We start from the raw sequence: 26,177 nt of genomic DNA, 5'->3' as shown, positions 1-26,177 counted from the left end.
CGGGCAATTCTAACAGAGGCCTGCCCCGGCGTCAGCGACCTGTCTTGCCGCCGCCCAGACAGTTTGGAGAATCCGGAGCCTGCTGAAGGGTGCTCCACTCCTCAGGTGTGTAGGTATGCAGTGCCAGTGCGTGTATACGTGACATCAGATCCCCCAGGCTGCGGTACACGGCCTGGTGGCGCTTGACTGCATTCAGACCAGCGAACTCATTACTGACCACCACCGCTTTGAAATGCGACTCGGAGCCCGGCGGCACATTATGCATGTGGCTTTCGTTTACCAGGTCAAGGTGAACCGGCTGCAGGCTCTGCATGGCCTGGTGCAATGCATTCTGGACTTCGCCCATGATGTCTCCGTCAAAAAAAGGAATATCGACTCAATTGTCAGCACAATCGTCGCGGATGATTGTACCTCAGGACATGCCTAGCGCAGTCCTTGCTGCCGCGTTTCAATCTCATCTGCCATACGCTCCAACAACAACTGAATCTCGGGTTCCAGACGCTCCTCCACGCGTGCGCGGCTAATTGCCATGGAGTCGCGGGTAAGCTGCGGCAGGTGCTGCATCAGCTTGCGTCCGGCAGGCGACTGGTAGAACTGCGCCAACTCCTCGAACTCATCTTCACTGAACACCGGTAGATAGAGGTCGATCAGCTCGTCACGCATCGACTCCCAGGCGAGCTCTCGATCGAGCACCTCACGGGCCTGCTGCTGATAGCTGCGCAGCACAGACTCGTACTGCAAGGATCCGCCCAGCTGGGAAAACTGCGCATTGATCAGGTTGCTTACCTGGGCATAGACCGGCGCGGTCATGCCCTGCGCATTGGCCAACTTTAGAAATCGCTCGGCACTGGCCCGATGGGATGCCTCGTCGGCCAATGCCGGGGTAATTTGTCCGCTCCCCAGCAGCAGCCAGAACAGCAGGGGCAACAAATGAATACGCATGGATCTTCTGGTTTCCCCGGGTACATCCAATGAAGCTTCTATACTGACAGCCATGACTCACATTGACCACTATGGAGGCTCAGCATGAGTACGCGATTAGAATCAGACAGTATGGGCGATATCGAAGTCCCCGCAGACCGTTACTGGGGCGCCCAGACACAACGCTCGTTGCACCATTTTGCGATCGGTGAAGAGCGGATTCCGATCTCTGTGGTTCATGCGCTAGCGTTGATAAAGAAGGCCTCGGCGCGGGTAAACCACCAGCTCGGCAATCTGGACGAAGATACTGCCATCCTGATCGAACAGGCAGCGGATGACGTCATTGAAGGCCGGCTGAATGACAACTTTCCGCTATCCGTCTGGCAGACCGGTAGCGGCACTCAGAGCAACATGAATGCCAATGAAGTTATCGCCGGACGAGCCAACGAGCTGTCTGGTGGTGAGCGCGGTGGCAAGCAGCCTGTGCATCCCAATGATCACGTCAACAAATCCCAGAGCTCCAACGATACCTTTCCCAGTGCGATGCATATCGCGGCCGTCCTGCAAACCCGGGAAAAGCTGATTCCCGCCGTAAGCGAACTGCGCCAGGCGCTCGACGACAAGGCACGCTGTTACGAGCAACTGATCAAGATAGGTCGCACCCACATGATGGACGCCACGCCGGTGACCTTCGGCCAGGAGCTTTCCGCCTTCGTTGCACAACTGGATATGGGGTTGCTGGCAGTAGAGCAGGCGCTGCCTGGGGTGTACGCCCTGGCGCAGGGTGGAACTGCCGTGGGAACCGGTCTGAATGCGCCAACCGGCTTTGCCACAACACTGGCCGAGGAGGTCGCGCGCCTTACCGGCCAACCCTTTATTAGTGCGCCAAACAAGTTCGCTGCTCTCAGCGGTCACGAGCCCCTGATCCAGCTGCATGGCGCCTGCAAGCAATTGGCAGCCACCCTGATGAAACTGGCCAACGACCTGCGCTTGCTCGGCAGCGGTCCACGGGCCGGCTTCGCCGAAATTCGGTTGCCGGCGAACGAACCCGGTAGCTCGATCATGCCCGGCAAGGTTAACCCGACCCAGTGTGAAGCGCTCTCAATGATCGCCTGCCAGGTGCAGGGCAATGATGTCACCCTGGGCATCGCCGCGAGCAGCGGTCACTTGCAGTTGAATGTGTTCAAACCTGTGATTATCCATACCCTCTTGCAATCAATCCGTCTGTTGACCGACGGCTGTAACAGCTTCCGCGAGCACTGCGTGGAGGGTATGGAGCCGGATAGCCAGCGCATGCGTGAGCATCTGGACAACAGCCTGATGCTGGTCACCGCGCTCAATCCGGTTATCGGTTATGACAAGGCGGCGGATATTGCCAAGAAGGCCTACAAGGAGGGTACCACCCTGAAACAGGCCGCGCTGGCGCTGAATTATCTGAGCGAAGCGGAGTTCGACAAGGCCGTCAAACCCGAGCAAATGGTCGGGAGCTAGGCCCTTTTTCGCGGCCGAGCGGCCGCGAAAAGCTGATTCAGGACGCTGCCGGCGGTGGCGTAATCGCCAACCGCCGCAGCCGTCGACTTTTCAGTTTCTGAATCAGACTTGGCGCCAGCGCAACCAACGCCGATCCTGTCACGACCAGCAAGGCGCCCAGGTACGCCAGGTTGTTCAGCAGCTCGGGCGTGATGACTGTCGGCCACAGCATCGAGCCCAGAGCAACCATAGCGAAGGTGAACAAAGGAGTAGTGGCAATGGTCGCACTCACTCTTGATGCCTCCCAATGCACCAGTGCTTCGGCAAAGGCGCCGTAAGCGATCAAAGTGTTCAGGCAACAGCCCACCAGCAGCCAGAACTGCAACGTGGTCAACTGCATGACCGAGGCGGGTGCGGCCAGCGGTAACAAGAGTGTTGAACAGGCAAGATAGATGACCATCATTACCGTAATCGAAGACCAGATGGTCAGCAGCTGCTTCTGTGCCAATCCGTAGAGCGCCCAGGTTGCCGCAGCGCCCAGCGTGATCAGAATACCCAGCGTATAACTGGTCATTTGCGTAAAAAGTTCGACGAGACGCTGATTGAAGAACAAGACGAAACCGACCACCAACACCGAGAGACCAATGAGCTGACCTATACCGAACCTCTCCCGGAATACCCACATACTTCCAAGCATCAGCATCACAGGTGCAACCTGGATCATCAGCTGCATGGTGCCGGGAGTCAGCCTGCTCAAACCCATCAGATACAGTACGTAGTTGAATGTAAGCCCCAGAATGGCGACAACCAGCAGCCATCTGTTGGTCACTGACAGCGCCCTTATTGACGGCAGGCGGCGCCGCCAGGCGAGCCAGGCAAAGAGTATTACGCCAGCGGTGAACAGGCGGTACCAGGTCACGGTGTAGGGATCCATGCCCTTGAGCACTTCCTTGAGCATGATGGGCAGTACCGCCCAGAGTACCGTAGTAATCATGGCCAGAAGAAAACCGTACAACCAACGACCTGACGAAACGTGCATGGGACACCTGAAACAGGGAAAGGGCGGATAATCCGGCATTCTAGTGAGCGCTGCGTCAGGAGCACAGCTACAGCTGACAGGAAGTTGCGGTACTAACTGTTACGGGCAAAAAAACAGCTGCGCCCTCGCGGGTAGCAGCTCAAGGGAGAGCAGAACACTTGGACGATAATGACTTTGGCCAAGGTCGCAGACCATTGGACCAAGGTCTGAGCTAAGCGCCCCTGGAGGGGTCGCGGTCCTCGGTGCGATGCCAACCCTTCTCATCTGGTGCCACCGGGTACCGTGCCCAACGCACAAACTCGGAAAGCCGGGTAATGCCGGTGCCACCCTCGCCCATACCCTTGATGGTTCTGTAACGCACGCGTCCGGGGCGCCCGGGCCGCCGAGCTACAATTTGCAGCACCTCGCGTACTGACCAGTTCTTGCCGGGCATGCCGTTGCTGTAAAAACCGCCCACCTTGAGGTCTTCCTCGGCGACCCGCTTGCTTTTGGCATGGGAGTTTGCAAGCTCAACCAGCTTGAGCAGATCATCAAATTGGATGTCGACATAGGAATCCATCTCGCGCAATGCGTGGTGGAAGTCTTCGGGGGCGATGCCGGTGAGTTTGCCAGGCTCGGCCCTGGCCAGCGCCAGGGGATAGCGACGCCACTCGAACAGGCTGTTGAACAGTATGGCGGCCCCGACGATTACCAGAGCGTCGAGCAGGATCGGATACAGCACGAAAGAGAAACCGGCCTGCTGGATCTCCAGCCCGCCCAGAACCACGATCATGGCGGTGGCCCCACCAGGCGGATGCAGACAGCGGGCATACATCATCAACATGATGCTCCCGCCCACTGCAAATGCGGCAACCCAGGGGCCCGCCGGCAGCCAGAGCGTGCATGCAACACCGAATGTCGCCGAAATCCCCTGACCGCCAAGTACCGGCCACGGCTGGGACAGCGTGCCGTGGGGCATTGCAAAAACCAGGACCGCACTGGCACCCATGGAGCCGGTGACCCAGAGAGCGCCCTCTCCAGCCATGCCGAGATGGGTAATCCAATACACCAGCAACAATGAAATGGTCGCGCCTAGTGCAGAAAGCAATTTTTCCTGGTGGCTGGTGCTATCCGGCCGCCAACCAATAAAATGCAGGCTTGTGCTCAGCCATCGACGCCCCATCGAACCTCTCCCCGGCTGAATTGGCGAAAAAACCATGATACTCCCTGTTACATCGAGGGCGACAGCTCCCTGCGCCTCGATAACTCGGCTGCTATGCTGAGAGCTCGACACTTCAGACAACAGACAGGAGCATCACATGGCTACGCTAGCCACCGAGTCGCTCGACTCTTCAAATCGGGGCGCGAAGCGTCTTTCAGAACAGGAAATAAACGATCTACTGGTCGGATTGGCAGGATGGACCCTGGTAACCGTAGAAGGTGTGCCTCGAGTTGAGAAGGTCTACTCATTCAAGGATTTCCAGCAAGCTCTGACGTTTACCAACCAGGTGGGGGCTCTCGCTGAAGACGTCGGGCACCACCCGGCATTGCTCACCGAGTGGGGCAAGGTAACTGTCACCTGGTGGAGTCACGACCTGGGCGGCGTACAGCGCAATGACCTGATCATGGCCGCCCGAACCGAGCGGCTCAGGAACGGATAATCAGAACAGCGCGCCTTCGCATTCCTTCTGCAGCAGCAGCGGCGGTGGCGCAAAGCGCTCGCCGTACTGCTCGGCCAGATACCGTGACCGCGCCACGAAGCTGGATACCCCATACTGATTGATGAATTGCAGGGCACCGCCGGTCCAGGCAGCAAAACCGATGCCAAAAATCGACCCTACGTTGGCATCCGCCGTAGACAAAAGCACGTTTTCCTCCAGGCAGCGCACCGTCTCGATCGCCTGGATAAACAGCAAACGGTCGCGTACATCCTCGACCGCTATCGACGCATCTTCGCTTCCGAACCGCACTCCCAGCTCTGGCCACAAATGCTTTCTGCCCCCAGCAGGGTATTCATAGAAACCTTTCCCGGCGGCCTTGCCCGGACGCTGGAGCTCATCGACCATGCGGCTGATCACCAGGTCCGCAGGGTGCTCTGGCAATGGCTTGCCCTCTGCGGCAAGATCCTTGCGCGTTTGCTCGCGTATGTGGCTCATCAGGCTCATCGACACCTCGTCCGACACCGCCAGCGGCCCCACCGGCATCCCTGCCTGACGCGCCACATTCTCGATCAGTGCCGCCGGTATACCCTCACCAAGCATTGCTATACCTTCACTGGTAAATGTACTGAACACCCGGGAGGTAAAGAACCCGCGACTGTCGTTGACTACTATCGGGGTCTTGTTGATCTGCATGACAAAATCAAAAGCGCGAGCCAGCGTGGCATCATCGGTCTGATCTCCTTTGATGATCTCCACCAGGGGCATCTTGTCCACCGGGCTGAAGAAATGCAGACCAATGAATCGCCGGGGGTCGGCGATCGCGTTCGCCAGGCCGGTAATCGGCAGTGTCGAGGTATTGGAGGCAATCACTGCATCAGCCGCTGCCTGGTCCGCCGCTGCGCGGGTCACTTTGGCCTTGAGGTTGCGGTCCTCGAATACCGCTTCAATAATCAAGTCACAACCAGCAAAATCGGCATCATCTATCGTCGGCTTGATCCGCTCCAGAATGGTGTCGCGCTTGTCAGCGGACATCTGACCCCGGCTGACCTTCTTGTCCAGCACAGCTGTGGAGTAAGCCCTACCCTTCTCCGCCGCTTCCAACGACCTATCCTTGAGCACCACATCAATGCCTGCCACGGCCGACACATAGGCAATACCGGCCCCCATCATGCCAGCCCCGATAACGCCAACCCGGGTGGTTTGACGGGTTTCAAAGCCTTTGGGTCTGGAGCCGCCAGCCTTGATTTCGTTTAGCTGGAACCAGAACGTACCGATCAGATTCTTGGCTACCTGACCGGTAGCCAGCTCGGTAAAGTAACGCGTCTCGATGATCTGGGCGGTATCAAAATCGACCTGGGCACCCTCGACCGCAGCGCAGAGAATCTTTTCCGGTGCGGGCAAGCAGCCCTGAGTCTTGCTGCGCAGCACCGAGGGCGCTATTGGCAGCAGCTGCGCGAGCGCTGGACTGCTCGGCGTGCCCCCAGGCATCCGGTAACCATTGACGTCCCAGGGCTGGAGCGCTTGCGGAGCGCCAAGGATCCAGATCTTTGCCCTGGCCAGCAGGTCTTCACGGTCACTTGCCAGCTCATGGATCAGCCCTGCCTCCAGCGCTTTGGCCGGCCCTACCTGCTTGCCCTCGACCAGATAAGGCAAGGCCTTTTCAACGCCGAGCAGGCGCACCATGCGCACCACGCCGCCGCCCCCGGGCAACAGCCCCAGGGTGACTTCAGGCAGGCCAAGCTTGACCGCCGGCTGATCAATCGCAACACGGTAATGGCAAGCCAGAGCCAGTTCCCAGCCGCCCCCCAGCGCTGCACCGTTAATCGCTGCAACCACTGGCTTACCCAAAGTTTCCAACCGGCGCAATTGGGCCTTTAGCCCGAGCACCATATGATAGAAAGCCTCAGCATCAGACTGCGTTACCTTGATCAGTTCGTTAAGGTCGCCGCCGGCAAAGAAGGTTTTCTTCGCTGATGTGATAATAACACCCGCTATTTCCTCCCGCTCTTTCTCCAATCGATCCACTGTCTCTGCCATCGCCTGACGGTAGACACCATTCATTGTATTGGCGCTCTGGCCGGGCATATCCATGGTCAGGATCACGATGTTGTCCTGGCCCTTGTCGTAACGGATTGCGTTGCTCATGTTCGGATCCTCAGACGCGTTCAATAATGGTGGCGATACCCATGCCACCGCCGACGCAGAGCGTCGCCAGGCCAAAGCGCAAACTGCGACGCTCCAGCTCGTCCAGTAGCGTGGCAAGGATGATGCATCCGGTTGCGCCCAACGGATGCCCCATGGCAATGCTGCCGCCATTCACGTTGATTTTCTCCTCGGGTACCTGCATCTCACGCATGAAACGCATAACCACTGAGGCAAAGGCTTCGTTCACCTCCAAAAGATCAATGTCGTCTATGTTCATCCCCGCCCGTCCCAGCACCTTGCGTGTGGCCGGAGCCGGCCCGGTCAACATGATGGTGGGGTCGGTACTGGTCACTGCCGTGGCGACGATCCGGCCCCGCGGTTTGAGACCCAGGGCTTCTCCCTTCGCCTGCGAGCCGATCAGCATTGCCACGGCGCCGTCAACGATTCCGGAGCTATTGCCCGGTGTATGTACATGATTGATGCGCTCCACATGGGGGTAGCGCTGCAGCGCAGAGGCATCAAAACCCATCTGCCCCATGGCCTCAAAGCTCGGCTTCAACGCGCCCAGGCCCGCCAGAGTGCTGTCGGCACGAATGAACTCATCATTATCCAGTAGCCTGATGCCATTCTGATCCGTCACGGGCACCAGCGTGCGGGCAAAGGCGCCTTCAGCCCTCGCCCGTGCGGCCTTTTGCTGAGAGCGCAAGGCGAAAGCATCAACATCTTCACGACTGAAACCCTCAAGGGTGGCAATCAGATCCGCCCCTATGCCCTGGGGCACAAAACGTGTGTGCATGTTGGTTTCGGGATCCATGGCCCAGGCGCCACCATCAGAGCCCATGGGTACCCGCGACATGGACTCGACACCGCCAGCCACGACCAGATCCTCGAAGCCCGAGCGTACCTTCATCGCGGCCAGATTGACTGCTTCCAGACCAGAGGCGCAAAAACGGTTGATCTGCACGCCACTGACACACTCATCCCAATCCGCGGCCAGCGCCGCAGTCTTGGCAATATCGGCGCCCTGATCGCCCACGGGTGTAACGCAACCGAGCACGATGTCGTCGACCTGACTGGTATCCAGATCGTTACGTTGCTGCAGCGAGCGCAACACGCCCGCCATCAGATTGGTAGGCTTGACGCTGTACAGCGAGCCATCCTTTCTGCCCTTGCCACGGGGCGTGCGCACCGCATCAAAAATCATCGCCTCAGTCATTGTGTATTCTCCATTGTGACCATGATCCCTACCCTACCTTGCCAAGCTGCCGGAACAATGACCAAAACGCTCAATTGCGCTGACCAAAGCTCGAGCATAAAAGCATGTCAGTTTGATGGCTTATCCATTCCCGTTCGCGAATTACGCCACGACGCATGTAGCCAATTGGTCTAATGCCCCATTGCTGCAGCATCTATCATAAAGTCAGAATAGCGTCGCAGAAGGTAAGGCGGCGCAGGCGACAACGCAGGATCAGCCTATACCTGCATACAACAAGAATAATGGCGACAAGAAGGCGCTTGCGATGAAAAAGCCGATAAAAGCCCGCTTTTCAGCAGTTGGACTGGTATTTGTAGCCACATGGCTGCTCCTGATTTTGCCCAATATCAATTGGGGCGGAGCTGCCTGACCCGCAGGCAACGCCCTCGCGCATGCATCGCGGCGGACTGCTTCGCGGTACAATGCCCAAGCATTGCTTGTGCCATTGGAGACCATGTGACCCCGCCCCCCCTGCTTGCCGATCTTGAGTGGACTGATGACGGTCGTCCCGTTTCGTTGCGTTTCGGCGATATATACCCCTCCTCGCACCTTGATGCGGGAGAAGGCGGCCGATTGTATCTGCTGCATAACCGGCTGGAGTCTCGCTGGCGCGCACTGAATCCAGACGCCCGTTTTTGTATTGCCGAGACAGGTTTTGGTACAGGCCTGAATTTTCTCTGCGCCTGGCAACTCTGGGCTAGTACGGCGCCGGCCGATGCTCAATTGCATTTTATCAGTGCTGAACAGTCCCCCTTTTCCGCTGCAGACCTTCGTCGTGCGCAGGCGCTCTGGCCCGAGCTCGCAATCTGGTCTGAACAGCTCCTGGAGCAATACAGTTCTCCGACGCCGGGCTGGCACCGTTATGTTCTGAATGGCGGCAAAGTAACGCTCACGCTGCTGGTCGGCGATGTTCTGGATACGCTGAAACAGCTGGAGGCGGTGGTAGATGCCTGGTTTCTGAGCGACCTCGCACCACAAACAAACCTGTCCATATGGCAGTCAGAGCTATGCCGGCAGCTGACACGTCTGTCGCACCCGGGCACAACCCTGGCCACTGGCATTGTCGCTGACACCCTGCGCATGGGGCTCTTTCAGGCAGGTTTCACGGTAGCTGAGTTGAGCCAGGCGCAGCAAGGATCAGCCACGCTCGCCGGCGAGACGGACCGCCTGCCTCCTCGGGAATGGACCCCACCCTGGTACAGATCACCAGAGGTCGACTTACCTCCGCAACGCAAGGCAATAGTCATTGGTGCCGGACTGGCGGGCTGCAGTACCGCCTACGCTCTGGCACAACGGGGCTGGAAGGTCACCGTTATCGAACGTAACGCCGGCGAAGCTCGCGAAGCATCGGGCAATCCTCAGGGGATTCTGTACTGCAAACTCTCGCCCCATCAGACACCTCTCTCACGCTTCGTGCAGAGCAGTTATGGCTACAGTGTACGTCTTCTAAAACTGCTGCTTCCCCAGGATGGCAGTAACTGGTCAGCCTGCGGTGTGCTGCAATTAAGCGACAACGAAAAGGAGTCAGCGCGGCTCCGCGCTCTGGCCGGACAAGGCTATCCTTCAAATTTCCTGCACGGTGTAACTGCCGAACAGGCTAGCAAGATCGCCGGAGTAGGCGTGAGCGCCGGCGGGTTATTTTTTCCCGAGGGTGGCTGGGTACACCCTCCTGCCCTCTGCCGATCACTACTGAAGCATCCGGGTATCACCCTTGTCACGCACCAGGAAGCCCTTAAGCTAAGCTACCGAGAAACGCTCTGGCATGCCACCGATGAACAGGAACGGGATATTTGTGCGGCGCCCGTCGTGGTTATCTGCAGCGCCGGTGACAGTCAACGTTTTGATCAGACGGCTCATCTGCCCCTCAAGACCATTCGCGGTCAGATCACCCACCTGCCTGCCTGCCCTGAGAGTCAGGCTTTGCGCACCGTCCTCTGTGGTGAAGGTTACGTTTCTCCGGCTCGCGAGGGGGAACACTTCGTGGGCGCCAGTTTTCGCTTTGACCGGTCTGATACCGAGCCCAGTGAGGAGGAGAACATCAGCAACCTGGCCCTCCTCACCAGCCTGTCAGCGGAACTCGATCAGGCCATACGCCGCTCGCCGGACTGGAATCCGGACAACCTCTCGGCGCGAGCCGCACTGCGCTGCACCTCGCCTGATTATCTGCCACTAATAGGTCCGATCGCGGATGCCAAGCGATTCAGACAGGATTTCGCTGTGCTGGCCAAGGACGCGTCGAAGCGTCCCGACATTCCGGCGCCCTGGCTACCCGGCCTGTATATCAACACAGCACACGGTTCCCGGGGGTTGATCAGCTGTCCCTTAAGCGGCGAACTGATTGCAGCGATGCTCGAAAATGGACCTTTGCCACTGCCCCTCGATCTGGTCCAGGCGGTGCACCCGAGCCGCTTTATGTTGCGCCAACTGGTGCGCGGCAAATGACCAGACAGCCAGTCGGGCCTGCACACCAGCAGCCCAATCAAGGTACCCTTTTATTATCGCTGTGCTAGCATCAATGCAGGTCCGCCGGTAAAAAAACCCAAGATTCGGCGCACCCGCAAGGTATGCATCTGATGCTTTCGTCCCGGTGGCGGTCTCTTTGCTGTCTCTTCCTGCTGTCGTTGTCAGCACAGGCTGGTGCGCAAGCTGGTTTTGACAAGGATGGCTTGGTACTTTCAAGCATCACCGTTCTTGAGGATGCCAACCAACGCATCAATCTCTCCAGTCACGCGCGGATACTTGAAGATCCCGATCAGCGACATCGGCTTGCTGATCTGCTTGCCAACCCCCCGTTACCCTGGAAAACCGTATCAGGCACCCATATCAATATGGGCAAGAATGGATCGGCGTGGTGGGTTGCGGTAGCTCTGGACAACCGCACAGGCGACGATCTGGCGGGCGTTCTGGAAATCAATTACCCGATTCTCGACCGAGTCGAGCTGTTTCACATCGACCCACTGCAGAACCTCGAATACCAACGCAGCGGTGATCACCTGCTGCTTGAGCAGCGGCCCATGCAGGTGCGCAACCCTTGGCTGAGCCTCAACCTGCCCCCCGGCATCAACCGGATATACTTGCGAGTCGAATCCAGCAGTACCATCTTCGTACCTCTGTATTTTGCCACCTGGCCGGCAGCGGTTACTCGGCTGGAGATGGACTCCTTGGCACAGGGGTTGTTCTATGGCGTGATGCTCGGCCTCTTTGCCTACAACCTGTTCTTGTACATATCGCTTCGTGAGACCAGTTATCTCTGGTATCTGGTCTACAACTTGAACATGCTCCTGTTCATGGCGGCTTTTGATGGCTTGTTGTGGAAATGGCTGTCGATGGGCATTGCCTTTCAATCAGTATCGATTTACTGCCTGATGTACCTGCACTGTATCGTCGCCACCCAGTTCAGCCGGCACTTCCTGCACACAGCCGAGCATTTCCACCGGATCGACCGGCTGCTGCGCACCCTCATTCTGCTGGTCGGCATAACGCTGATAAGTCTTCCTGTGATTGGCCTCTCGCTCTACAACATGTTGGCCAGCTTGTATGTTCTGGGCACCTCGGCCCTACTGCTGGCAACCGGAATCTATGTCTGGAGACAGGGCTTTCGCTACGGCTCCTATTACACCCTGGCCTGGGGAGTGCTGCTGTGTTCGCTGATGCTATCTACAGCAGGATCATTGGGCTTTGAGCTGGGAGTGTCCTATGGCACAGACTGGGTCAAGCTGGGCATCTGCATGGAACTGTTCATCCTTTCCCTTGGCCTAGCCGATCGCATCAACGCTCTCAAGGAAGCACGCTTCAAGGCAGACGAGCAGGCTCGCCAGGCGCGCCTGGAGTCGCGCGCACAGGGCCGTTTCCTGGCCAAGATGAGCCACGAGATTCGAACGCCGCTAAACGGGGTGCTGGGCATGGTGGAGCTTCTGCGTGATACACCAATGAGTAGCGCTCAACAATTCTACGTGCGAACCATCAGCAATTCGGGTAAGACGCTGATGTCGGTCATCAATGCGGTACTGGACTACGCTCGTATCGAATCCGGGCATGTCCGTCTTGAGCGTATCGAGTTCGATATCGAGGAATTGGTCTCTGATACCTGCAGCCTGTTTACTGCCCAGGCATTGGCCAGGAATCTGGATTTGTACTGCAGCATCGATCCGGCAGTGCCCCGGAGGGTAATCGGCGATCCTACCCGACTCAAGCAGATACTCCTGAACCTGGTAGGAAATGGCCTCAAGTTTACCCACCGCGGCCACGTGACACTGCATGTGGATAGCGCAGAGATCGCTGACGCCAAAGGACATTACCGCATAAGCTTCGAGGTACGCGATACCGGCATAGGTATCGGAATCGACGCTCAGCGGGACCTGTTCGACTCCTTTACCCAGGCTGACAGCACAACCACCCGGCGGTATGGAGGTAGTGGTCTAGGGCTGGCAATCAGTCAAGAACTGGCATCGTTGATGGGCGGCCGGATCAAGGTATACAGCGCACCCGACGAAGGGGCGCAGTTTTCGTTCAGTCTGGCCTTGAGCGCTCCTGGCCAATCAGACGGTGCCGAACCTCCACTGCCCTGGGCCAATTGTGCAATGCTGGTTGGCTGCGACCAGGCGGCACTGGATTGCTACAGTGCGCTGCTACTGCGTTCAGGTCTGATGGTGCAGGTTCGCTCGGCAAGCATGCCGGTGACAGCCCCGCCGGATGACTGCCTGCTGGTTATCGCAACCGCCGGAATGAACGAAACAGAGCTTGAACGCTTTGCCCTCATGGTGGCCGAGCGTCGACCACCTTCACTTGTCCTGAGGTCGGTCAGCACGATGACTGAGGGCAAGACCACGTTCGGCGTCCAGGTAGTCACCTGCAATGCGCCCGTCACGCCGACCGATCTGCGAGCCGCTCTGCAGGGTTTGGCGCAACGCCCAGAGTTCGCATCGGAGCCAGACGCGCATCAGCTAATCGAGTATCCGCGCTCGCCCGCAGAGATCAGGGTCCTGGTTGCGGAGGACAACCCCGTTAACCAGATGGTCGTACGAGGATTGCTGGAACGCTATGGCTGTAAGGTGGTACTGGCCGCAGATGGCGCAGAGGCGGTAGCTCTCTACCAGGCAGAGCCAGATCACTATCAGCTGATACTCATGGACGGAGAAATGCCCAGGGTGGATGGATTCGAGGCTACAAGGCGCATTCGTGATTTTGAAAGCAGGCATGACTTACCCGCCGTGATCATAGTGGCGCTCACCGCCCACGCGCTGGACATTCACCGTGAAGCCGGTGCCAGTGCCGGCATGAACCATTATCTGGCAAAACCAGTAGAAGCCAAGGCCCTCTATGCAGTAATAGATAGCCAGCTCAACCGTGATAAAGACCTGTAGCGCCCTGATACAACAAACGCCCACCGGTTAGAAAAAGAAATACATAACACAACTGATAGATCAGCTTCTCATTGCTGCGTTGCAGGAGCCAGAAACCCATGCGCACGCCAATGGGCGCCAATGGCAGCAAGACCAATGCCGTCAACAAGTTGGTCTGGTCAAATTGCCCCAGATAGATATAAGCCGGTAGCTTGGCCAGGTTAACGACCGCAAAGAAAACGGCTATCGTGCCCATCAGCAGGGTCTTGTCGAGCTTTTGTGGCAACAGGTACACATTGATAGGCGGTCCGCCGGCATGGATGCCGAAGCTGGTAAAGCCAGCAACCATGCCCCAGAAACTGCCCCGCACACGACTTGCCTCCCGAGGTGCGGGTTCCCCGCGACGCAGCCATATATTCAAGGTGAAAACCAACGCGATAGCACCGATCATGAGCTGTATGTGCGCATCATTAAGTACCCGGAACATCAGTCCACCGAGCACTACCCCCACCAGTGAAGCCGGCAGAATAATGCGCAGATTGGCCCGGTCCCAACGGCCGCGAAAAGTGCGCAGGGCCATCATGTCCATCGCGATGAGAATCGGCAGAAGAATGGCGGCGGCTTGCTGCGGCGACATCACCAGTGCCATCAGCGGTACCGATAGAATCGCGATATTGCCGCCAAAGCCGCCTTTTGCAATGCCATAGAGCAATACCGCGGGAATGGCGCAGAGATAGAAAAGCGGGTCAGTAATCATGTCAGGCCAGCAGCTGCAAAACGGCTGCGCAGTGTATCATTAGCGCCACTGTCATCCGGGAAGTAGACATCATGCTGATACCCCATACCCTGCTGGAGCCGGAAACCCTGGCGCGCCTGCTCGAAGATTTCGTCACTCGTGACGGCACCGACAACGGCTACGAAGCCAGTCTTGAGCAGCGTACCGAACGCTTGCTCAGACAGCTTGACAAGGGTGAGGTGGTGATCGTCTACCATCCTGATACCGGTGACACCAGCCTTGCCCACCGACGCGATGTGCCGGCGGACATGCTTGAGCAATACGACGCTTAACGTAACATGTCAGCCAGGGCGGCAAGCGCCGGTCGGGTGATCGGGAAGGTGACGGCAGAGGTGGCAACGGGGTGGGAAGACAGTCGAACCACCACCAGACCCACTGCAGGGTTTACATGGATCATCTGGCCGTGCACTCCAAGTGCCTCATAGGCACCATCGGCATTGTGACTGATCCACCATTTGTTGCGATAAGAATAACCGGGCTGGTAGTCCCGACCCGATGCCTTGAAGGCTTCGCGGTCGGCGCCCTCACGAATACTCGCTATCACTGAGCTGTCGATGATCTGCTGACCATTGAATCGTCCGTTGAGCCGCAGCATTTCAGCGAAACGCCCCAGGTCGCGCAGGGTCGCATTCAAGCCGGCGCCTGCCCATTCAGTACCCTTGCTGTCGAGCAAAAGATAGGCGTCCTGTTCGGCGCCCAGCTTGCTCCAGATCCGCTCGCTGATCAGATCGGCAAGGTGCTTGCCAGTAGCACGGCGCAGGACCCATCCCAGGACTTCGGTATGCACAGTGCGGTAGATAAAGCGCTCACCGTGTTGGCCATCAGCAGGAATGGTCGGTAAATAGCTGTACAGATCACGTTCGCCGGCAAAATCTTCAGGGGTTGGCAACATGCCCGCCGACATCGCGTATTTCACCACATCCGATTCCTGGTCGGCATATACCTCGCTGTAATCGATATCTGCAGTCATATTCAATAACTGCTGGATAGTCGCGCCACTCCAGCCACTGCCCTTGAGCTCTGGCACATAATCCGTTATCAGGGCGTCTGCCTTGAGGATGCCCTCTTCCAACAGCTGCGTGGCAATGAGACCTGCGAAGGACTTGGTCACTGACCAAAGCATGTGCGGATTCTCTGCTGGCATCCCCTCGTGATAGGCCTCGTAAATCACCTTGCCATCTTTCATTATCAGCGTGGCATCGGCGTAGGTGGCTTCCAGATATTGGCCAAACGTCAGATCATTGCCCTCGGGCCCTACAAAGTTCAGAGCATCGATTCTGGCTCGCAAGTCCTCCCCGACAGACAAGACGGAGGGTGCTGACGCACCGCGCCGGATATTGCGTGAGGGCAATAGTTCGCGCATATGATGGAAGGCCCAACGAAGGTTGGGGAACTGCATCAGAAAGTTTTGCGCGGTAACCTGTTTGTCAGCCGGAGGTGGAAAGCCCTCCATTAATTTCAACTCGTCTAGACGGACTGTTTCGGGTGCGGGCATTGTCTGGGCCTGTATCTGTTGTGTCAGCAAAACCGTGAGTGCAAAGGCGAAACTGCGCGATAGGTTCATGGGTAACTCCCACTGATAACTCGCCGGAGCAGCGAAGGTTTTTTATTAAAATATTTCACTAATCCAAGATATCTGATCGAAGTACCGCTAGCTGCGCCTGATAGGCCAGAGGTGACGACTATTCAGTCACAACACGCCTCAGTATGCCGCGTAACGCTGGGTAATGAGCTCATAACGCCCATTACTTCTTATCGCAGCAAGCCCCTGATCGAAACGATCCCGAATCGCAGCATCGACGAACCCGACCCGATAGCCCGTAGGTGGGAAAAGGAAATGCTCGGTCACAGGCTGACTGACATCAACACGGTCAGCTATTTCGCTATTGAATGCGCGAATGATTCTCCGATCTCCAATCATGACGTCCACTCGCCCGGCATAAAGCAGCAAATTGCGGGTTATCTGCCGCGCTTCCTCACGGTACCGGGAGTTGGCTGCGGTCATCTTGCCAAACCGTGGGCCCAGAACGAATCTCGCACGCTGAAAAGCACTGATAGAATAGCCACCCAGGTCTTCAATCGCGCCTAATTGGATATTGCGATTCTGCAGGGTGACCGCAACGTTCTCGTACTCAATATAAATTTCGGAGTAGTGAGCATCCACACCGCTGGTCTGATTGGTTGTCGCCATGGCACCCAGCTCCCGATACTGCAACATGCGATGCAGGCGTTCCAGGGGAGAGTAATACGGCTCCATTTCAAGACCCACGTGCTCAAGGGCGGCCTCAATCAGCTCATACTCGAGCCCGGAGCCGTCATATTCGAATACATAGGGTGGTTTGTGGGTACCGAACCCGACTACAACGACCTCGGCAAAACTCCTGGGCGACAACAAGACTGCCATAAGGGTCAGAAAGGTGATAACAGGACGCGTCATGAGCGGCTCGATAATAAAATTGTGAACCAGTTTACTGACCGATGGCCAAATAGTAGCAACGCGTAATCTATTACTAAATTTAACGGCCAGCCATCTTCAGAGGCAACGGGGTAGGGCTAATTACCGCACCTACTTGGACACGCCAGGCAATGCCGCTAACATGCATATATCATCATCGTGATATCCGAGGTAGTAAATGAAGACAATTTCCAGCTTGATCATTGCCAGCGTGCTCAGCATTTCTGCGGTACCGGCATTTGCCGCTTGTACCACCGAGGAGGCCATAGTCAAGGCAGAAGAAGTTGCTGCCACCGTTCATCGTCTGGCCGATGGGGACCCGGTTAAAGCCAATCAGTTGTATGAGCAGCTGGTAGCCTTGCAACTACGTAACCCGACCACTGACGACCATGATCCTTGCCAAGCCTATGACCGCATTGTCGAGGAGCTGGAAAAGCAGAACTCACCAAAAGAGTGACGCCGCGGCACTTCCCAGCCAGAGCGCTGTAAACACCTCTTGACTGGCCGCATTCGGATAATGCGACCAGCTCCGTTTTCCAGCTGCCACCTAATCCGGTAACAACAATAGACCTATCGTAAAACCAGATAGGTTCACGGTGTTTTTTCCGCTTTTAATCATTATGTGTGGCAATAGAATGACCTCAAACGCATTTCAGGAGGTATCTCATGCCAACAGCAATCAAACGTGATCTGGCTGAGCTGGTCATAGGCCGCAACGCATCCGATGGTGACGGAGTGAAGTTGAAGCGCGTGTTCGGCGGCACCGGTGCCGAACGCTTCGATCCTTTTCTGATGCTGGACGAGTTCGGCTCTGATGAGGCAGCGGACTATATCGGTGGTTTTCCCGCGCACCCACACCGGGGCTTTGAAACTGTAACCTACATGCTCGAGGGGCGGATGCTGCACGAGGACCATCTCGGCAACCGCGGTCTACTCGAGCCAGGCGGAGTTCAATGGATGACCGCCGGGCGCGGCATTATTCACTCCGAAATGCCACAACAGGATTCAGGCCGGATGCGCGGCTTTCAACTATGGGTCAATCTTCCAGCTGCGGAAAAAATGCAGCCCGCCAGCTACCAGGACCTGCCCGCAAAATCGATAACCGAACATCCGCTAGAGGGTGGTGGGCTTGCCCGGGTCATCGCTGGCCGCCTTTCTATTACCACTCAGCCCGTGCATGGCCCGATCACCGGCAAGACCAGTGAACCTCTCTACGCCGATTTGCAGATGATCCCCGCGGAGCACTGCGACTTACCCGTGCCTGCCCACCTCAACGCCATGTTGTATGTCTACGAAGGCGCAATCGAATTGGATGGCCGAGAGAAGAGTGTCAGTTTGCAAGCAGGGCATCTCGGGCGACTTGGTGACGGTAACGGGATTTCGATTCATGCAGGCCCGGCTGGCGCAAAGGTGTTGTTGATTGCGGGCAAACCCCTGCGCGAACCAATAGTCCAGTATGGTCCTTTTGTCATGAACAGTCGGGAGGAAATCGAACAGGCCCTACGCGACTTTCGTGACGGTCAGCTTGCCTCTTGAGGTATTGACGCGAGCTGGCCGCATCAGAGAATTGGCGTTCTGCCAGCCAGCGCATGGGCCAATGTTCCTCCATCAATATATTCAAGTTCGCCGCCCAAAGGTACGCCATGGGCGATGCGAGACACCTTTATGCCTCGGGGTTTGAGCATACTTGCGATGTAGTGGGCGGTTGCTTCACCCTCGACAGTGGGGTTGGTGGCTAATATCACCTCAGCAACATCGCTGCGTTCAACCGCTTCCAGCAGCGCCGGTATTCCGATCTCCTCCGGTCCCATACCGTCGATAGGCGACAACTGTCCCTTGAGCACGAAATAGCGACCAGTGAAGCCTCCGGCCTGCTCGACTGCCCAGACATCGGCCGGACTCTGCAAAACACATAACAAGGTCGCATCCCTGCGTGGATCCGCGCAGATAGCACAAATGTCGTTCTCACTGAGCGTGCGACAACGGCTGCAGTAACCAACCCCGTCCATGGCGGTTGCCAGGGCACCGGCAAGATGCCGCGCCACATCTCGATCACGTTCAAGCAAATGCAACGCCATGCGCTGCGCTGTTTTGGGCCCAACGCCGGGAAGTCCGCGCAGCGCATCGATCAAATGACGAATCAGGGGACTGAAGCTCATGGCACCGCCTGAATTAGAGGAAGAAGGACTTTAAAAAGGCATCTTGAAGCCGTCGGGCAGATTCATACCCTGGGTCATGCCAGCCATCTTTTCCTGGTTGTTCTTTTCAATCTTGCGCACGGCATCGTTGAACGCTGCTGCAACCAGGTCTTCCAGAATGTCCTTTTCTTCGCTCATCAGGCTGTCATCGATGGATAACCGTTTGACATCGTGGCGCCCGGTCATGACTACCGATACCAGGCCCGCACCGGACTGGCCGGTAACTTCCGCGTTAGCCAACTCTTCCTGCATCCTGGCCATTTTCTCCTGCATTTCCTGCGCCTGCTTCATAAGCCCGGCCATGCCACCTTTCATCATGCTGTTATCCTCATTCAATGGGTCGTCGTATCAATGGGGCGGATACTACCTTCACAGATCTGTGCCGCAAATTCGCGCATGAGACCCAACACCAGCGGATCCTGCTGAATGCTCGCCTCCGCCTGCTCTTGGCGCTTGCGCTTGCGGCGGGCTGCAGCCACGGCAGGAGTCTCCTGGTCGGGAGCAGCAACGCGCACCTCCAGATCCACCGGCACACCAATATGCTCCACCAACGCCTGCTGCAGACGCAAGCGATGATTCTCGTTATAGAGGGCGCTGTGACCGGGATCCAGATGCAGTAACCAAACACTGTCACTACGATCCACGAGCTGGCAATGGGCCGCAATACTTTGCGTCAGGCCGCTGAGTCCCAACTGCAAAAATATGTCCAACCATTGGGCGGCCAGTCCGGTGGCCGGCGGTAGATCACCGGCTGCTGAGCTGGCATCCAGATTGTCTGCTTCGACTGTAGTCGCTGCAACTACCGCTTCAGCGGATTGCCAGTCACCGGGGTATTGACTCAGTTCGAGGCTGTCTTCCTCTTCGTCATCGCGGTCATCAGAATCACGATCAGTCACAGCCGTGGCCTGCAACCATTCCGCAGGGGGCTCGTCTTGGGGTGGCTTAACGGGCGTGGAGGTTTTCATGGGCTGGCCGGAACTGGGCTGACGCCAGGAATCATTGCTAACGTCGGACACATCAGTTGATGGCAGTTCGGACCCTGAAGCGTGATCGGAAGGCGCAGCAGCCACATTCGAGCCAAGGTCATTGGAGACCGCTGAAGACGCCCCGTGCTCCGGGGCTGGCCGCCCAGCGGGCTGGGCATCTGACCTTTGCAGCACGACTGCCTCGGATGCAAGATCCACCGAGCTGCTCACAGCCATTCCAGCTTCTGAAGAAACACCTTCCTGTGGGGTGGCTTCCGAAGTTGGCCTGGGAGTCCCGGATTCAGCCGTGGCCTGGCTGAGTCCCGCCGGCTTTCCCGGCGGAGCTTCAGGTGAAGCGACTACGGCGTCCTGTTCAACGCTGCCGGGCCTGAAGGCAAGCATCCGAAGCATGGCCATCTCGAAGCCGCCGCGCGGTTCGGGGGCCAGGGGCAGATCCCGGCGACCATGCAAACCCAGTTGGTAAAACAACTGCACGTCCTCGGCACTCACCCTACCGGCAAGGTCAATCACCCTCTCCTGGTCACCCAGACTGTTATCCACCGCCTGTGGTAGCACCTGAGCAATAGCCACGCGTTGCAAGACCGACAGCAGCTCACTCAACACGCCAGAAAAATCGGCACCCTGCTCCGCCAACTCGCCCACAGCAATCAACAAGGCCTGAGCGTCGCCCGCAGCCAGCGCATCAAGCAAGCCAAATACCTGACCGTGATCAATGGTCCCGAGCATGCTGCGTACGTCACTGACCTGTAATGCGCCATTGCCAAACGCAATTGCCTGATCAGTCAGGCTCAATGCATCACGCATGGAGCCGTCGGCCGCCCGCCCGAGCAACCACAAGGATTCTTCGTCAAAGCGGATCAGCTCTTCACCAAGAACGTGACGCAGGTGATCAACGATTTTTTCGGGCTGCATATTTTTCAACGAGAATTGCAGGCAGCGCGAGAGGATGGTGACAGGCAATTTTTGCGGGTCAGTGGTCGCGAGTAGAAACTTGACGTGTTCCGGGGGCTCCTCCAGGGTTTTCAGCAGCGCATTGAAACTGTGACTGGAAAGCATGTGCACTTCGTCGATCAGATAGACCTTGTACCGGCCCCGTGACGGCGCGTACTGCACGTTATCCAGAAGCTCGCGGGTATCTTCGACCTTGGTGCGACTGGCCGCGTCCACTTCAATCAGATCGACAAAGCGTCCCTCATCTATCTCCCGGCAGGCCGAACAGATTCCGCAGGGTTCGGAGCTAACTCCGGTCTCACAGTTCAGGCATTTGGCCAGAATACGCGCGATCGTCGTTTTTCCTACCCCCCGGGTGCCAGTGAAGAGGTAGGCATGGTGCAGCCGGTCGTGGTCGAGCGCATTAATCAACGCCTGGAGCACGTGGGTCTGGCCGACCATTTCACGGAACAGGCGCGGACGCCATTTGCGGGCAAGTACCTGATAACTCATTGGATGTGTGCTGTCCGGTAGGATCTGAAAGACAAGCGGGTACTGTAACCAAAGCAGGCTGACTTTGCGAGATATGCGGTGAGGCTTGGTGTTACTGAATAGGGTAGGTCGTCATGGGTGGCGACCCTACCAGCCACACCCCGGCACACGATGTAACCGCTGTGGCTGCTCCCTTCCGGGCCTGACCAGGTTAACGGCGAATCATTGCGAGGGGACCGGCAGGGTCACCATAACGAACCTGTACTGGACAGGCCGCGCTATTGTAACGGCTTGCCAACAACTTACAACCCATTGTTGGGCGCCTCACAACGCCTTTTTTTCGGACCAGGTACCATTTCAGGTTCTGAAACGCCCTACCTGTTGCTGCAAGCCGGCCGCAAGCCTCGCCATGGACTCACTGGCTTGACGGCTCTCGCTGGAATTTTGTGCCGCCTGATCAGAAAGATCCCGGATCCCACTGATATTACGGGCAATTTCTTCAGTGGTCTGAGTCTGTTCCTCACAGGCCGAAGCGATCTGTGCGGCCATGTCGTTGATTCGCACCACTGACTGTGCCGTCTCGCTAAGCGACCTCTCTGCGCCTTCTGCCTGCTCGACACTTTCTGCAGCCAGCGTGGCACCCCGCTGCATGACAGTCACTGCCTGCGAACTACCAGCTTGCAGGCTCTGGATCATCTCCTGAATGTCCCGGGTGGAGTCCTGTGTGCGCGCGGCCAGGGTCCTCACCTCGTCGGCTACCACGGCAAAGCCTCGACCTTGCTCGCCGGCACGAGCAGCTTCGATTGCTGCGTTAAGTGCCAGCAAATTGGTTTGCTCGGCAATCGCCTGAATGACACTCAGCACGCCACCTATCTTGTCACTGTCCTGCTCAAGCCGGTTTATGACGCCTGCCGCTTCCGCCACATCCTTGGCCAAGCGCCGCAGGGCATTCATGGTCTGGCCAACAACTTCGGATGTCGCTTTCCCCTGCTGGTCCGCCTGACGCGCAGCTTCGGCCGTACTGTGTGCGTTATCAGCCACTTCATGAATAGCTGCGGTCATTTCGGTTGCCGCTGTACTCACCTGATCGATAGCCAGGTGCTGGTCTGTCACCAACTGATCCTGGTTGGCGGCTATGGCGCTCATCTGCTCTGACGCTGAAGCCACCAGGAGTGTCGATTCAGCAACTTCGCGAATGAGCATCTGCAATTGACCGAGGAACTCATTGAAGCTCGCACCAAGCTGCCCCACTTCATCGGCCGAGCTGACCTCAACTCGCTTGGTCAGATCGCCACCACCGCCGGCAATATCCCGGATACGAGCAAGGATGTCCTGGATCGGGCGGACGATCAGACCAGGTAAAAAGGCAATGGTCAGCACACAGATAACGAGTCCGAGAATGACTACCAGAGCCAGATTGCGTGCATTGGCTGCCGTAAAGCTTGCTGCGTCCGTTAATTCAGTGGCAGCCTCGGCGTCCACAACTTGAGTCATCTGATCGATCAGATCGCGGGCCCGGCCAAACAACTCGGCAGACTGACCATAACTGAGCTGATTAGCTTCGCCCTTGTCCTGGAATGCTTCGCTCTGCGACAGCCGTACCACTTCCAGGCTGACCCGTTTCCAGTCGCCGAAAACCTGCACAAACTGCTGGCCCAAGGCCTTACTCTCTGGAGAAACCGCCAGCGAGGTGGATACCTTGACCCGATCCAGCGCCTGCTGCAGGTTATCTGCGTGTTCGGACACGAGCTTATCGCGCTCCACGCGCGCCACCCCCTGCACAAGTGACCGCTCGGCAACCAGCGCTTGGTACATGTCCCGATCAGCTTCAAGGAGATTGGTTGCCTGAGGCAACAAGCCGCTGGAGAAACGCTCCATGCGCGAGGACAAATCATTGGTGCCGATAAAGGCTACGGCGCCCAGCAAACAGAAAAGGCCGGCCAGCAGTACCATTGGAAGAGTTAACTTCCAGCGGAAACCCAGATTACGAAAAGAAGCCATTATTGTTTCCTCATATGGTTCGCGGCCTTGGCTCGATCGCAAAAGGCGCCTTTTTGTCAGAAAGAAGTTCTTACTGACATATTAGCTGCCATATCGGCCGTTTATCGAACAACATGAGGAAATTTTGCGACTGTGCATGCTGAATTATGTCTCAGCCCGCCCCGCGCCTGAACAATCCAGATGAGGGGGAAGCCGCCCCGTCGTGCATTCTGCATGCGTAGAACACCACAGGGCACCAGGATCATTATGAACTTTACGGGTAATGCGAGGTCGCCTATACACGACGAGCGAACAACCAGCCGGAATTGCTAAAATACCCAACTGCGTTGTTGACTTGCACGCTCCAGCGCCACCGCGACAGCATCAGGTTCTCCTGGCTTTTCGATAGTCGCTGTTGTGCGCATGTTCATTTGCCGCGCAACTGCCCGAGAGCTGGGATTGTCGTCGACCCAACTGCGCATCTCGACCTGCTGGGGCGCCTGGCGTGCAGAGGTATTAATGTCCGCCTCACCCGTAGAGAGCAGGAATGCCGCACCGAGCAGCATCCCCTGGATACTGACGAAAAAAGCAACGTCTCGACCTTTCATTCTGAAATTCCTCCCAATATCAATCAGAGTGATGAGCTCTAGTGCTGATGGCGACGCTATCGCCTATACAGGGAGAGTTGCAGAGGTCATGCCAGTAATTAAATATATTTAAATTCAATAAAATCAATATTTTACAATTTTTCGATCCCGATCCTCATTGCATTTTGCATGACCTGGTCAATTTTTGTCAGGCAGGATGCATGGAGGCAAAATGCTGTCATAGCGATGACATTACAAGGGAGACCATTACGGGTATGTAGATCAGCGCAAATACAGTACTCAAGAGCGTCGTTCCTGCCACCTGCTGGGGCTCGGTATCGAGCAGAGTAGCTATTACCACCGTATTGGCGGCAATCGGTGTGATGGAGATAAGAAACACCGCCTTGTACACAGCAGCGTCGTAAATGTGCAGCCACAGGCTATCGATACCCCAGAACCCCAGAGCCAGCAGAGGCCAGGAAATGAATTTGCCAAAAAATGCCAGGGCGGTAAAACGCAAATCGCCTGCCAGACCCCGAAAACTCAGAATACTCATACCAATAATCATCATGCCAAGGATGCTGTAGGCGCCCCGGAGATTATCGAACAGGGGTACAAGTACCCCTGGAATACTCAGGTCAGCAAGATTCAGCATCACGGCAAGACAGAAGGCGTAAATGGAAGGCAGACGCGCGACCTTCAGCAGACAGTCACGAATACCAAAACGTCCGCGCGCTGCCAGGTAGAAGCCTACTGAGTTCTCATACAGCGTTGTGCCCAGCAGACACACTATATAGATACCCAGACCCTCCTCGCCGAATATCAACAACGCGACGGGGATGCCAAAGTACCCTGTGTTACCGGTACCCACCGACAGTGGAATGAGGTTGGCACTGGCATTATTCAGCCAGCCACGGGCGACGATTAGATGAGCCACGCCAAGGAAGGTACAAAAGCCGAACACCAGGAATGGAAGCATGATGACGCTGGCTGACAAAGGCGCATTCATCACGCCCGAAAACACGACCGACGGTGTGACAATGTACAGCATGATCCCGGCAATGTGGCTACCACTCGCCTGGAGAAACCGGCCTGCAAGCCAGCCAAGCCCAACGGTTATGTAAAGCGGAAAAAGCTTGAACAACAAGGCAAGGGCGGCCGCCATGATAACTCCGGGCAGGAAACAGACCTGATATTACCAATCTCCCGAGCGCCCGTGATAGCGGCCCGCAGGAGCCGCTCACCGTGGCCATCGGGTCACTTTTCTTCGATGAGGTAGACCCGCTCGATCAGGCTGGTCAAGCCCTGGTCGCGAAATACAGGATGATCGCCGAGCACGTCGACCTCATGCAGAACCGACACCGAGCAACCGGAAAAAAGCGTCCTGACCTCCGCATCCGGCACGCTGAACGGCGGACCGGCGCGTTCTGACTGGCAATAGTCAAGCGTGATCAGCAGCATCTTCCAGCCACCTTCGAGGTATTCGCGCAGGTGCGCAACGTAACGCTGGCGCATCGGTGGCGGTAAGGCAATGAGGGCCGCACGGTCATATACCGCACTCACGCTGTGGAGTTGCTCGACCCCAAGTGCAAAAAAATCGCCACAATAAAGCGTCAGCCCATCGCCTTTGGCCACATCAAAGCCATCGCACACAAGCCATTCACATGGGAGCTGGTGTTCCGCAATAAAGCTATCCAGGGCCAACCGCGATAATTCGGCGCCAACCACCGCCAAACCCTGGTCGCGCAACCACAGCATGTCGAGGCTTTTCCCGCACAGCGGGACCAGTACACTCGCTCCCTGACTCAGATTCAGCATGGGCCACCAGCGCATCATCAATGGATTCGCCCGCGACTTATGAAATCCGATTTCTCCGAGCTGCCAGCGTTCTCGCCAGAATTCCGCATCCATCACACCTTCCCCCCGCTCGCAATTGACTGA

General features: G+C 57.0%; 23 protein-coding genes and 1 other RNA gene. 7 read left to right on the top strand and 17 right to left on the bottom strand.

Going from position 1 to position 26,177, the window contains the following annotated elements; genetic code table 11:
* Positions 1-31: 31 nt before the first annotated feature.
* Together IEV54_RS02340 and IEV54_RS02335 are read right to left on the bottom strand one after the other, a co-directional pair.
* The gene (locus IEV54_RS02340; RefSeq protein WP_188434298.1) at positions 32-346 is read right to left on the bottom strand and encodes a BolA family protein; all 315 of its coding nucleotides are present in this window, start codon (positions 344-346) and stop codon (positions 32-34) included.
* Positions 347-423: 77 nt separating this feature from the next.
* Entirely contained in the window at positions 424-942 is a 519-nt protein-coding gene (locus tag IEV54_RS02335) for a DUF2059 domain-containing protein (RefSeq protein WP_188434297.1), read from the bottom strand.
* Between the two features lie 84 nt (positions 943-1,026).
* Between IEV54_RS02335 and fumC the strand changes: the two genes are divergently transcribed.
* Positions 1,027-2,412 carry a class II fumarate hydratase gene (gene fumC / locus IEV54_RS02330; RefSeq protein ID WP_150277428.1) on the top strand — a complete coding sequence of 462 codons (1,386 nt, stop codon included), beginning with the start codon at positions 1,027-1,029 and terminating at the stop codon, positions 2,410-2,412.
* A 37-nt stretch (positions 2,413-2,449) separates the two neighbouring features.
* On the opposite strand, the gene IEV54_RS02325 is transcribed toward fumC, so the two are convergent.
* Both IEV54_RS02325 and IEV54_RS02320 read right to left on the bottom strand, forming a co-directional pair.
* Positions 2,450-3,430, bottom strand: coding sequence for a DMT family transporter (locus IEV54_RS02325; protein WP_150277429.1), 981 nt, complete (start codon positions 3,428-3,430; stop codon positions 2,450-2,452).
* A gap of 211 nt (positions 3,431-3,641) precedes the next feature.
* The gene (locus IEV54_RS02320) at positions 3,642-4,592 is read right to left on the bottom strand and encodes an HPP family protein (RefSeq protein WP_188434296.1); all 951 of its coding nucleotides are present in this window, start codon (positions 4,590-4,592) and stop codon (positions 3,642-3,644) included.
* A gap of 136 nt (positions 4,593-4,728) precedes the next feature.
* On the opposite strand from IEV54_RS02320, the gene IEV54_RS02315 reads away from it, so the two are divergent.
* Positions 4,729-5,070 carry a 4a-hydroxytetrahydrobiopterin dehydratase gene (locus tag IEV54_RS02315; protein WP_150277431.1) on the top strand — a complete coding sequence of 114 codons (342 nt, stop codon included), beginning with the start codon at positions 4,729-4,731 and terminating at the stop codon, positions 5,068-5,070.
* Here the strand turns inward: IEV54_RS02315 and IEV54_RS02310 are convergent, their stop codons facing one another.
* Both IEV54_RS02310 and IEV54_RS02305 read right to left on the bottom strand, forming a co-directional pair.
* Positions 5,071-7,215 (bottom strand): 3-hydroxyacyl-CoA dehydrogenase NAD-binding domain-containing protein, encoded by a 2,145-nt coding sequence (locus tag IEV54_RS02310; RefSeq protein WP_150277432.1) that lies wholly within the window; start codon positions 7,213-7,215, stop codon positions 5,071-5,073. It lies immediately after the preceding gene.
* A 10-nt stretch (positions 7,216-7,225) separates the two neighbouring features.
* Complete coding sequence (locus IEV54_RS02305; RefSeq protein WP_150277433.1) at positions 7,226-8,431, bottom strand: acetyl-CoA C-acetyltransferase; 1,206 nt, start codon at positions 8,429-8,431, stop codon at positions 7,226-7,228.
* Between the two features lie 495 nt (positions 8,432-8,926).
* Here IEV54_RS02305 and mnmC point away from each other — a divergent pair, with 495 nt between their 5' ends.
* Together mnmC and IEV54_RS02295 are read left to right on the top strand one after the other, a co-directional pair.
* Positions 8,927-10,912 carry a bifunctional tRNA (5-methylaminomethyl-2-thiouridine)(34)-methyltransferase MnmC2/FAD-dependent 5-carboxymethylaminomethyl-2-thiouridine(34) oxidoreductase MnmC1 gene (gene mnmC, locus IEV54_RS02300; RefSeq protein WP_223825427.1) on the top strand — a complete coding sequence of 662 codons (1,986 nt, stop codon included), beginning with the start codon at positions 8,927-8,929 and terminating at the stop codon, positions 10,910-10,912.
* A gap of 224 nt (positions 10,913-11,136) precedes the next feature.
* A complete protein-coding gene (locus IEV54_RS02295) occupies positions 11,137-13,833 on the top strand; it encodes a hybrid sensor histidine kinase/response regulator (RefSeq protein WP_188434295.1) in 2,697 nt (898 codons plus the stop codon).
* On the opposite strand, the gene IEV54_RS02290 is transcribed toward IEV54_RS02295, so the two are convergent.
* A complete protein-coding gene (locus IEV54_RS02290; RefSeq protein ID WP_150277436.1) occupies positions 13,811-14,569 on the bottom strand; it encodes a sulfite exporter TauE/SafE family protein in 759 nt (252 codons plus the stop codon). The two genes, IEV54_RS02295 and IEV54_RS02290, sit on opposite strands and share 23 nt — an antisense overlap.
* A 71-nt stretch (positions 14,570-14,640) precedes the next feature.
* Between IEV54_RS02290 and IEV54_RS02285 the strand changes: the two genes are divergently transcribed.
* Positions 14,641-14,880, top strand: coding sequence for a YheU family protein (locus IEV54_RS02285; RefSeq protein ID WP_150277437.1), 240 nt, complete (start codon positions 14,641-14,643; stop codon positions 14,878-14,880).
* Here the strand turns inward: IEV54_RS02285 and IEV54_RS02280 are convergent.
* Positions 14,877-16,172 (bottom strand): serine hydrolase domain-containing protein, encoded by a 1,296-nt coding sequence (locus IEV54_RS02280; protein ID WP_150277438.1) that lies wholly within the window; start codon positions 16,170-16,172, stop codon positions 14,877-14,879. The genes IEV54_RS02285 and IEV54_RS02280 overlap by 4 nt on opposite strands.
* A 138-nt stretch (positions 16,173-16,310) precedes the next feature.
* Entirely contained in the window at positions 16,311-17,045 is a 735-nt protein-coding gene (locus IEV54_RS02275; RefSeq protein WP_223825428.1) for a substrate-binding periplasmic protein, read from the bottom strand.
* Between the two features lie 196 nt (positions 17,046-17,241).
* Between IEV54_RS02275 and IEV54_RS02270 the strand changes: the two genes are divergently transcribed.
* On the top strand, positions 17,242-17,520 hold the full coding sequence (locus tag IEV54_RS02270; protein WP_150277439.1) for a hypothetical protein: 279 nt from the start codon (positions 17,242-17,244) through the stop codon (positions 17,518-17,520).
* Between the two features lie 209 nt (positions 17,521-17,729).
* A complete protein-coding gene (locus tag IEV54_RS02265; protein WP_150277440.1) occupies positions 17,730-18,599 on the top strand; it encodes a pirin family protein in 870 nt (289 codons plus the stop codon).
* A 23-nt stretch (positions 18,600-18,622) separates the two neighbouring features.
* Here the strand turns inward: IEV54_RS02265 and recR are convergent, their stop codons facing one another.
* The 8 genes from recR to IEV54_RS02225 all read right to left on the bottom strand — a co-directional run bounded on the left by recR (position 18,623) and on the right by IEV54_RS02225 (position 26,147).
* Positions 18,623-19,222 carry a recombination mediator RecR gene (gene recR / locus IEV54_RS02260; protein WP_150277441.1) on the bottom strand — a complete coding sequence of 200 codons (600 nt, stop codon included), beginning with the start codon at positions 19,220-19,222 and terminating at the stop codon, positions 18,623-18,625.
* 30 nt (positions 19,223-19,252) lie between these two features.
* Positions 19,253-19,579 (bottom strand): YbaB/EbfC family nucleoid-associated protein, encoded by a 327-nt coding sequence (locus tag IEV54_RS02255; RefSeq protein ID WP_150277442.1) that lies wholly within the window; start codon positions 19,577-19,579, stop codon positions 19,253-19,255.
* Between the two features lie 14 nt (positions 19,580-19,593).
* Positions 19,594-21,690: a DNA polymerase III subunit gamma/tau gene (gene dnaX, locus IEV54_RS02250; protein WP_150277443.1), complete on the bottom strand. Its 2,097-nt coding sequence runs from the start codon at positions 21,688-21,690 to the stop codon at positions 19,594-19,596.
* A gap of 124 nt (positions 21,691-21,814) precedes the next feature.
* Positions 21,815-21,911: signal recognition particle sRNA small type (gene ffs / locus IEV54_RS02245), an RNA gene on the bottom strand.
* Positions 21,912-22,026: 115 nt separating this feature from the next.
* Positions 22,027-23,670 (bottom strand): methyl-accepting chemotaxis protein, encoded by a 1,644-nt coding sequence (locus IEV54_RS02240; RefSeq protein ID WP_223825429.1) that lies wholly within the window; start codon positions 23,668-23,670, stop codon positions 22,027-22,029.
* 308 nt (positions 23,671-23,978) lie between these two features.
* Complete coding sequence (locus tag IEV54_RS02235; protein WP_150277444.1) at positions 23,979-24,257, bottom strand: hypothetical protein; 279 nt, start codon at positions 24,255-24,257, stop codon at positions 23,979-23,981.
* A gap of 217 nt (positions 24,258-24,474) precedes the next feature.
* A complete protein-coding gene (locus IEV54_RS02230) occupies positions 24,475-25,401 on the bottom strand; it encodes an AEC family transporter (RefSeq protein ID WP_150277445.1) in 927 nt (308 codons plus the stop codon).
* A 92-nt stretch (positions 25,402-25,493) separates the two neighbouring features.
* Entirely contained in the window at positions 25,494-26,147 is a 654-nt protein-coding gene (locus IEV54_RS02225; RefSeq protein WP_150277446.1) for a thiopurine S-methyltransferase, read from the bottom strand.
* Positions 26,148-26,177 lie beyond the last annotated feature (30 nt).

Origin of the sequence: Halopseudomonas salina (assembly GCF_014637955.1) — a bacterium.
GTDB lineage: Bacteria > Pseudomonadota > Gammaproteobacteria > Pseudomonadales > Pseudomonadaceae > Halopseudomonas > Halopseudomonas salina.
Note: the sequence above shows the minus strand (reverse complement) of the source record. Positions and strands in the feature narration are given on the sequence as shown.